At 32.6% G+C, this 8,826-nt stretch carries 9 protein-coding genes and 1 rRNA gene; 8 read left to right on the forward strand and 2 right to left on the reverse strand.

Translation table 11 applies throughout. From position 1 onward, the window contains the following. Positions 1 to 25: 25 nt before the first annotated feature. From ACHRV0_RS05240 to ACHRV0_RS05260, 5 genes are all read left to right on the forward strand, one after another. The gene (locus ACHRV0_RS05240; protein ID WP_370433390.1) at positions 26 to 829 is read left to right on the forward strand and encodes an energy transducer TonB; all 804 of its coding nucleotides are present in this window, start codon (positions 26 to 28) and stop codon (positions 827 to 829) included. Next, positions 829 to 1,059, forward strand: coding sequence for a hypothetical protein (locus tag ACHRV0_RS05245; protein ID WP_089054243.1), 231 nt, complete (start codon positions 829 to 831; stop codon positions 1,057 to 1,059). Before ACHRV0_RS05240 ends, ACHRV0_RS05245 begins: the two co-directional genes overlap by 1 nt. A 2-nt stretch (positions 1,060 to 1,061) precedes the next feature. After that, the gene (locus ACHRV0_RS05250) at positions 1,062 to 1,985 is read left to right on the forward strand and encodes a PstS family phosphate ABC transporter substrate-binding protein (RefSeq protein WP_395440124.1); all 924 of its coding nucleotides are present in this window, start codon (positions 1,062 to 1,064) and stop codon (positions 1,983 to 1,985) included. 16 nt (positions 1,986 to 2,001) lie between these two features. Next, positions 2,002 to 3,669, forward strand: a complete 1,668-nt coding sequence (locus ACHRV0_RS05255) for a tetratricopeptide repeat protein (RefSeq protein ID WP_129025690.1) — start codon at positions 2,002 to 2,004, stop codon at positions 3,667 to 3,669. A 102-nt stretch (positions 3,670 to 3,771) separates the two neighbouring features. Next, positions 3,772 to 4,404 (forward strand): 7-carboxy-7-deazaguanine synthase QueE, encoded by a 633-nt coding sequence (locus ACHRV0_RS05260; protein WP_395440125.1) that lies wholly within the window; start codon positions 3,772 to 3,774, stop codon positions 4,402 to 4,404. Between the two features lie 83 nt (positions 4,405 to 4,487). On the opposite strand, the gene ACHRV0_RS05265 is transcribed toward ACHRV0_RS05260, so the two are convergent. Both ACHRV0_RS05265 and ACHRV0_RS05270 read right to left on the reverse strand, forming a co-directional pair. Next, positions 4,488 to 5,033 carry a YfiT family bacillithiol transferase gene (locus ACHRV0_RS05265; protein ID WP_129025686.1) on the reverse strand — a complete coding sequence of 182 codons (546 nt, stop codon included), beginning with the start codon at positions 5,031 to 5,033 and terminating at the stop codon, positions 4,488 to 4,490. An 18-nt stretch (positions 5,034 to 5,051) separates the two neighbouring features. Further along, positions 5,052 to 5,759 (reverse strand): bifunctional 2-polyprenyl-6-hydroxyphenol methylase/3-demethylubiquinol 3-O-methyltransferase UbiG, encoded by a 708-nt coding sequence (locus ACHRV0_RS05270; RefSeq protein WP_129025684.1) that lies wholly within the window; start codon positions 5,757 to 5,759, stop codon positions 5,052 to 5,054. A gap of 74 nt (positions 5,760 to 5,833) precedes the next feature. Here ACHRV0_RS05270 and ACHRV0_RS05275 point away from each other — a divergent pair, with 74 nt between their 5' ends. The 3 genes from ACHRV0_RS05275 to ACHRV0_RS05285 all read left to right on the forward strand — a co-directional run. Next, entirely contained in the window at positions 5,834 to 6,328 is a 495-nt protein-coding gene (locus ACHRV0_RS05275; protein ID WP_089054237.1) for a YkgJ family cysteine cluster protein, read from the forward strand. Between the two features lie 113 nt (positions 6,329 to 6,441). Continuing rightward, the gene (locus tag ACHRV0_RS05280; protein ID WP_395440126.1) at positions 6,442 to 7,677 is read left to right on the forward strand and encodes an ABC transporter permease; all 1,236 of its coding nucleotides are present in this window, start codon (positions 6,442 to 6,444) and stop codon (positions 7,675 to 7,677) included. A 1,039-nt stretch (positions 7,678 to 8,716) separates the two neighbouring features. Continuing rightward, a 16S ribosomal RNA gene (locus ACHRV0_RS05285) occupies positions 8,717 to 8,826 on the forward strand; the annotation flags it as partial.

Here is an 8,826-nt window from a genome sequence, read left to right on the forward strand (position 1 = left end):
TTTAACATCCTAATAATCAAGAAAAATGAAATTAGATATTATTAAAAATCAGTGGCTTGATATCGTATTCGAAGGTCGTAATAAGATATATGGCGCATATGAGTTAAGAAAAGCGAATGGAAAGACTACGGTAAAAGCACTTATCATAGGTTCTGTTATTTTTAGCTTAGCAGTTGCGGCACCTCTTATTGTTAGCCTATTACCGGACTCATCTGATGAGGACGTAAATAACGATATTAAAATCGCTACAGTAAAATTACCTCCTAAGCCAAAAGAGGAAATTAAGCCAAATCAACCGCCACCGCCACCTCCGCCACCAAAAGTGGATCAGGTAAAGTTTGTGAAGCCGGTTGTTGCTAAGGCAAATGAAGTTACCGAAGATCCTCCTAAAATTGAAGAACTTAAAGATAAAAAAGTAGGTTCTGAAACTATTAAAGGAGATCCAGATGCAGTTTTAACTGTTGATGAGCCAGTAGGTAAAGGACCTGTTTCTCAGGTAGTAGAAGAAGATAACAGTGTATATAACACAGCTGGTATCGAAGTAAAACCTGATTTCCCTGGAGGAATGGAGAAATTCTACAAATTCGTAGGAAACAATTATAAAACTCCAGAAGAAGAAGGTTTAAAAGGTAAAGTTTACGTTACTTTTGTAGTTGAAAAAGACGGTTCATTAACCGACATTAAAGTTTTAAGGGATATCGGTTACGGTACAGGAGCAGAAGCAATTCGTGTTCTTAAAAAATGTCCAAAATGGACTCCTGGCGAGCAAAATGGTAAAAAAGTTAGGGTTCTTTACTCTCTGCCTATTACTATTCAATCTGCAGAATAATGTTAAAAGATATGCTTAATAATATTCAGAAGAAATCGCTCAAAGAGCGATTTCTTCTTGTTTTAGGAATACTGTTTTTTTTAATATATCTTGTGCTTGGTTTAATGATCATGTTTTGGGAAAAACTTCCGTTAGACATGGAACCAAAATACAGATATGCTTTTGGCGGATTGCTTATCGTTTATTCAGCAATACGTTTTTTAAGATTAATTAATTCAAACGCAGAATAATTATGCTGAAATATAGTAAGTTTTTAGGTCTGGTGGTTTTTGTTTTTTTGTTTGTCATGTGCAACCAAAAAAGTAAGAATGAGTCTGGTAAAGAAACAATTTTGAAAGGGTCGTTAGATATTGCAGTTGACGAAACGGTGAAGCCGATCGTTGATGATCAGGTGGCTGTTTTTGAAGGTACTTATTATGGCGCTAGAATCAATGTTAAGCCAGAATCTGAAGCAGAGGTAATAAATGATTTGTTAAATCAGAAAACTAAAGTTGCAGTAACGGCAAGAAATTTGTCCCAAGAAGAACTTGCAAGGTTTGAAAAAAGTAAAATAAAACCTCGTGTAACTCCTTTTGCAACTGATGCAATCGCTTTTATTAAGAGCAAAAACAATAATGATACATTAATTGCGTTGAAAACGGTAATTGATTTTATGCAGGGTAATTCTAATACAGGGATTAAAGGTCTTGTATTTGATAATCCAAATTCTAGTACAGTTCGATTTATGAAAGAATTGGCTAAAGTTAAAAATGTTCCTTCACAAAACGTTTTTTCATTCAAAACAAATGAGGAAGTAATTAAGTTTGTTTCTGAAAATGACGGAATGATTGGTGTAGTGGGAGTTAATTGGTTGTCACAGCCGTCTCCAAGTATGGTTGACATTGTGAAAAAGATTAATGTTTTAAGCGTAAAAGGATTAAACAGTAATGAATATTACAGTCCAACACAAAATGATCTTGCGGAAGTAAAGTATCCTTTGGCACGTGAATTGTTTATTATAAACTGTCAAGGATATAATGGCTTAGGAATGGGCTTTGGTTCGTTTATTGCCGGAGATATTGGACAGCGAATAGTTTTAAAATCAGGATTGTTACCGATAAAAACACCTGGTAGAAAACTTCAAATAAGAAATGAACTTTTAAAAGATAACGAATAAATTAATTACACTAAAGATGAATAAATTTAAAATTTTCAGTCTTGCATTTGTTGCATCAGCTTCTGTTGTAAAAGCGCAAGATGTTAAAGAAGCTAAGAAGGCAGTTGATGCTGAGCAATTTCAAAAAGCAAAATCATTGCTTAAATCAATTATCAAAGATAAACCGTCTGATGGTGAAGCAGATTTCATTTTAGGAAACGTATACTTAAATCAAGGAGTTGCTGATTCTGCTAAAATTTATTATTCAAAAGGAATTGAAGCATCAGATAAGAAAAACTTAAACTATATTGGTTTAGGACAATTAGAACTAGATAATAAAAATACTGCTGGAGCTCAAGCTAATTTTACTTTGGCTACTAAAGATATGAAACGTAAAGATGTAGATGAATTTATCTACATTGGTAAAGCATATACTAATTCAGTTAATCCTGATTATACAAACGCTGTTGCTAGTTTGAAAAAAGCATTGTTGATCGATCCTCAAAATGCAAGTGCGCTTTTGGCTATTGGTGATGCTTATTATGGAGCTAATAATCAAAATGAGGCTTACAAAGCTTACCGTGATGCTTTTACAGCAGATCCTACGCTTTTAAGAGCTAAAATGCAATTAGGAGTTTTATTAAAAGGAGCAAAATCATACGATGAAGCGATTAAATCTTTTAATGAAGTTATCGCTTTGAATCCAAATTATGGTCCAGTTTATAGAGAGTTAGCAGAGACTTACTACAAATGGGGAAGAAATAAACCTTCTACAGCAAAAGTTAACTTACAGCATGCAATAACAAACTATGAGAAATACTTAAGCTTAACAGATTATTCTTTAGATTCTAAAATGCGTCACGCAGATTTCTTAATCTTGGTAAAAGATTATAAAAGCTTAGAAACTGTTGCTAATAAAATGATCGCTGAAGACAAAGTTAATCCAAGAATTTTTAGATATTTAGGTTATGCAGCTTATGAAAACGGAAATGTTGAAGTAGCAATTAAATCTCTAGAAGACTACGTTAAAGTTCCTACTAATAAAGTTATTGGAAGTGATTATATGTATTTAGGTTTGTCTAAAATTAAAAAAGGGACAAATGCTGAAGGTGCAGTAGATCAGGCTTCATTTGATGCTGGTATTGCTGATATTAAAAAAGCAGTTGAATTAGAGCCATTAGTAGTTGAAGAACTAAACGAATTAGGAAAAGGATTGTTTGGTAAAAAACAATTTGCACAAGCAGCAGCTATTTTTGAATTTGGTGCTCTTAACAAAGAATCTAAAAATTATTTAGATGATAATGTTTATTATGGTATTTCAGTTTACTATGCAAACGCAAATAAAACTAATGGAGCAGCTGATGCAGCTCAATTAGCTAAAGCAGAAGAAGCTTTTGATAGAATTTTAGTTGCTTCTCCAACTTATGATGAAGCTTACTTATATAAAGGTAGAATCAACAACTTGTTAGAGAAAGATGATTTAATTATCAAAAACTACGAAGAGTATATCACAAGAACTACTGCAAAAGGAGCTGATGAATTAGCAAAACCTGCTACAGTGAAAAAAATGATTGAGGCTTACAACAGTATTGGTGCAAGTTATGCTAATACTGATAAAGTAAAAGCAGTTGAATATTTCAATAAAACTTTAGTTTTAGATCCTGCAAACGCTTACGCTTCGCAATCAGTGAAAGCTTTAAAATAATATAGCTTTAAAGTAATTTATAAAACCCGATAGTTCAAAGTGGACTATCGGGTTTTTTTGTTCCGTATTTAATTGACTATCTTTGCACTTTAAATTAGAATAATGTTATCAAAAGAAATACAATTAGAAGTAAATAAAGGAGCAATGCTGCCTTTGATGGAAGAATTTTATACCATTCAAGGAGAAGGATTTCATACCGGTACTGCTGCTTACTTCATTAGAATTGGAGGTTGTGATGTTGGGTGTCATTGGTGTGATGTAAAAGAAAGTTGGAATGCAGAATTACATCCGCCAACAGGTATTGATGTAATTGTTGATAATGCTTCTACATATGCAAACACGGTTGTCGTGACAGGTGGTGAGCCTTTGACTTGGGATATGACATTGTTGACGAGTAAGCTGAAGGAGAAAAATCTTAGAGTTCATATTGAAACTTCTGGAGCGTATCCGTTATCAGGAACTTGGGATTGGATTTGTCTTTCGCCTAAAAAGAATAAACTGCCAACTCAAGATGTTTATGAAAATGCTCATGAGTTAAAGGTGATTATTTATAATAAGCATGATTTTATTTTTGCAGAAGAACAAGCTGAGCTGGTAAATGATAATGCAATCTTGTTTTTACAGCCAGAATGGAGTAAGAAAGAAGAAATGACACCTCTTATTGTAGATTATGTTATGAATAATCCAAAATGGAGAGTTTCATTACAAACGCATAAGTATCTAAATATACCATAAATAGAAAAATCTCTTCGCATGAAGAGATTTTTTTTTGCTTTACAATGATTATTGTTTTGTCTATTGAAAAAGTAAATAATTACTTAATTCCAGTTTTTGTGTTTTTTCAATGCTATGATATGATTTAAATGATGGTTTCCGTGCCAGGCATACATTCCAATAATTTGCTTGATTCTATATTCAGAATTGTTTTCAGGATGAATGAAGGATTTTTCAAGATCAAGTTCCGATAAGTTTTTCATGATATAGGTCAATCTATAGTGTAATGCTTGCAGTAAATTTAATGATGGTTCGATAGGCATCGTCTTGCTGTCGGGCAGATCAGACCACAGCGTTTCATCATAAGCTTTTATAACAGGATTGTTTTCTGTTAAAGCCCATTTGATTCTAATATAGCAATTCATATGGCTTTCTGCACAATGATGAATTACTTGGCGAACAGTCCATCCTTCAGGTCGATATGGCGTATCCAGTTGTTCGTCGTTTAGATGAATCGTTTCTTGTTTTAATCTTTCGGGAAAAGTTGCAATTTCCTCAATTTTATGAGAAATATATTCAGGTGTATAAGTGTCGGGAATTGTAAATTTACCTATAGGATACTTTAATTTTTCTAGATCTAAATTTTCCATTGGTCAAAATAGTTTAAGTTATAGAGTAAGTTTAGCTAAATAGTCGTAATGATCTCCTTCCAAAACTAATTCGCATTTTAGTCCATTTGCATTGGCGGCATTTTGAAGTGTGTTGTAATCTAAGTACAGCCAGTCAAAAGTATCTTCTTTTTCTCCCTTATAAGATATATTAAAAGTCAGTTCTCCGTAATAATCATTATTTGAAGGGATCCATTTTCCTCCGTCTTCATCTTCGTCAAACATATATATAATATCTGAACTGTCAAGTAAAATTTGTCCAGACGGATTTAAGAGCGATTTTAACTTGTTTAAGTAATTGTTGCAATTTTCTAATTTTCCAAAAATGCCGGTTCCATTCATTAATAAAATAATCGTGTCAAATTTTTCTCCTTCAAAATCTAGAATATTTTGAACATGAGCATTTCTTAATCCGCGTAATTTGCAAGTCTCAATTGCTTTTTCCGAAATATCGATGGAAGTAACATCTAAATTGCGGTCATTTTGTAATGACAAACTATGGCTTCCGGCACCGCATCCTACGTCTAATGTTTTTCCATAAGCTAATTGCAATGCTTTTTGTTCTAATTTCGGCATTTCGTTATAAGAACGGAATAAATATTCAATGCTCATTTCGTCTTCTTCAGAAATTGAAGTTTCAGTTATAATATCTTCCGGAGAATTATTGGTTTGGAAATCGTAGATCGCTTTCCCAAAAAGATCTTTCATTGTATTTTAGTTCAAAGTTTGAGGTTTCAAGTTTAAAGTTGTTTAATTTTGCCGATCAACTTTAAATTTTAAACTTGAAACAAATTTTAAATAACTTAAATAAGTTAGCCAAAGATAAGCATATCGAAAACAAAAAGTATTTCGATAAGCTTAAAAAGAAGCAGCCGAAGAATTTAGATTATGTAATGCAGGATTTGCATGATGCAGAGTTTAAAAAAACGGATTGTTTACAGTGTGCCAATTGTTGTAAAACAACGGGGCCTTTATTTACTTTGGCTGATATTGAAAGAATCTCAAAATCATTTAGACAAAAGCCACAGCAGTTTATTGATCAATACCTTCGAATTGACGAAGATAAAGACTATGTTTTGAAAAGTGTTCCCTGTACTTTTTTAGATAATGAAAATTATTGTATGATATATGATGTTCGACCAAAAGCATGCAGAGAATTTCCGCATACAGATCGTAAAAAGTTTCATCAAATCTCAGATCTTACATTAAAAAATGTTGCTATTTGTCCCGCGGCCTACAATATTGTAGAGGAAATGAAGAAAAAACTTCCGCTGTAAAGAGTAGGAAGTTGTTTTAGTGTTTTTGAATTATTCATTTTCGTTTTTTTTTAACGTATTTTTGAATAATTAGAATAAGAAAAAAATTAAACGTTTAAATACGAACTGATAAATTGAATTTAGAATATTTTATAGCCAAAAGACTTATAACTGCCAAAGATTATAAAAGCAGTATATCGGCACCTATTATTAAGATTGCTATTTCTGCTATTGCAATTGGAATGATCATGATGATTATTTCTGTCGCGACAGGAATTGGTTTGCAGCAGAAGATACGTGAAAAAGTTTCAATGTTTAATGGGCAGATAATAATTTCTAATTTAGATAATAATAACTCTGAAGCAACCTTAACCCCAATTTTAAAGACTCAGAGTTTTTATCCAAATTTTAAATCGATTCCAGAGGTTAGTCATATTCAAGCTGTGGCTAGTAAAGCTGGAATTATTAGAACAGAAAATGCTTTTGAAGGAATTATTTTTAAAGGTGTTGGAGCAGATTATAAATGGGAGAACTTAAAAGAATATTTAGTTGAAGGACATTTGCCGGATTTTTCAAAAGAAATAAATGAAGACGTTATTATTTCGAAGTTTTTGGCTAATAGGCTTAATTTAAAATTAGGAGATAGTTTTAATACCTTTTTTATAAAAGAAGAAGAGGGAAAATTGCCAAACAGTCGTCGATTTAAAATTGTGGGTATATTTACTTCGGGATTTCAGGATTTTGACGCTACTTATATATTAGGAGATATTCGGCATATTCAGCGAATTAATAAATGGGCGCCCGACCAGATAGGAGCATTTGAAGTTTTTGTGAAAGATTTTAGTAAAATTAAAGAAACAGGTAATCAAATCTATGAACAAATACCGCCAAACTTAGATGCGAAAACAATAACAGATAAATATAGTTATATTTTTGATTGGCTTCAGTTGTTCGATTTTAACATAGTTGTCATTCTTGGTATAATGATTTTGGTGGCGACTATAAATATGGTTGTAGCATTGTTGGTTCTTATTTTGGAGCGCACACAAATGATTGGAATTTTAAAAGCTTTAGGTGCGAATAACTGGGTTGTTCGAAGAGTTTTTCTGTACAATGCGTTTTACTTAATAGTAAGAGGATTGTTTTGGGGTAATTTAATTGGAATTGCCCTGTTGTTAATTCAGCAGCAGTTCGGGGTTGTTCAGCTTAATCCAGAGAACTATTACGTGAATCAGGCACCAGTGTATTTAAATTGGGGATATATTGTATTGTTAAACTTGTTGACGATTTCAGTTTGTTTTCTTGTATTAATAGTGCCTTCGTATTTGATTACAAAGATTTCTCCTGTAAAAGCTATTCGGTATGACTAGTTCCTAATTGGCTTTAGAAAACAAACCCGGCAAATTCTTAGAATTTGTCGGGTTTGTTTTTTATACATATATATGTATAGGATTAATCAAATTCCAATTTTCTGTAGAGACGCACAGCTGTATGTCTTAGACGCACCGAAGGCATAATTTTTTATAATATATATAGTAATGTAAGACTGAGCGAAGTTGAAGCCTTTTAAGTTTAAAATTTAAAAAAGGAGCTTAATCCCGCTATCCGTTACAATCTTTTTACGGCAAACCCTGCCGTAAAAAGGATTTTCACTTCTATCGGGGCTATTGCAGCGGTTTTCAGAAGAAAATATCAGGAAAAAACGAAATCAGAGAAGTAAAACCAGACTCCTGGGGATTAAGAAGGGTATACGAACTTTGATTTCTCTTCAGTAAAGTGTCTTTAAGACTGAAAATTCCTCGAAATAGGAGTTGGTAAAAGGTCGAAAAATAAAGAAAGTGCAGTGAAACGAAGAAAAACCGCACAAGGATTGAAAAAAAGTTGATCTGTAAATAATCTGTTATCAGTTAGTTAAGAAAAAGATTGGAAAAAGAGTAAAAAAAGGTGGTTAAAAAGCTTGTTTAACTGAATAAAGGTGGTACTTTTGCACCCGCAACAGCGATAAACGTTCACCGAAATACTGACAAGGGTTTTAATTATTGAGAGAAGAAATTTTCAAAAAAAAGATTAGAAAAAGCTTGTGAGAATGGAAAACGGATATTACATTTGCACCCCGCAAAATGCGGAAAGTTATTTGAAAGACTGGTAAGGAAAATGAGAAAAAGGGAACGAAAAAAAAGTTTCAAAATTTTTTAAATTTTTCTTGCGAGAAACAAAATAAATTTTTAGTTTTGCACCCGCTTTGAGAAACAAATTAAGGCGGAGAAAATAAAGAAATACACGTTCGTAGACATATTGAATTGACAGCCGTTTTGAAAGAGATTTCAAAACAAATAAAATAAGAGTAATAGAATCGTAAGATTCGAAAAGAACCGATAGATAAATCATCGCAATATAATATTAAAATATACGATGAAGAGTTTGATCCTGGCTCAGGATGAACGCTAGCGGCAGGCTTAACACATGCAAGTCGAGGGGTATATGTCTTCGGATATAGAGACCGGCGCACGGGTGCGTAA

The organism is Flavobacterium sp. FlaQc-30 (assembly GCF_044005885.1).
GTDB lineage: Bacteria > Bacteroidota > Bacteroidia > Flavobacteriales > Flavobacteriaceae > Flavobacterium.

Excerpts from the sequence above, each read along its gene's own strand:
- ACHRV0_RS05260 (WP_395440125.1), top strand. The coding sequence starts at position 3,772 with ATGTTATCAAAAGAAATACAATTAGAAGTAAATAAAGGAGCAATGCTG.
- ACHRV0_RS05270 (WP_129025684.1), bottom strand. The coding sequence starts at position 5,759 with ATGAAAGATCTTTTTGGGAAAGCGATCTACGATTTCCAAACCAATAAT.
- ACHRV0_RS05265 (WP_129025686.1), bottom strand. The coding sequence starts at position 5,033 with ATGGAAAATTTAGATCTAGAAAAATTAAAGTATCCTATAGGTAAATTT.
- ACHRV0_RS05250 (WP_395440124.1), top strand. The coding sequence starts at position 1,062 with ATGCTGAAATATAGTAAGTTTTTAGGTCTGGTGGTTTTTGTTTTTTTG.
- ACHRV0_RS05245 (WP_089054243.1), top strand. The coding sequence starts at position 829 with ATGTTAAAAGATATGCTTAATAATATTCAGAAGAAATCGCTCAAAGAG.
- ACHRV0_RS05255 (WP_129025690.1), top strand. The coding sequence starts at position 2,002 with ATGAATAAATTTAAAATTTTCAGTCTTGCATTTGTTGCATCAGCTTCT.
- ACHRV0_RS05240 (WP_370433390.1), top strand. The coding sequence starts at position 26 with ATGAAATTAGATATTATTAAAAATCAGTGGCTTGATATCGTATTCGAA.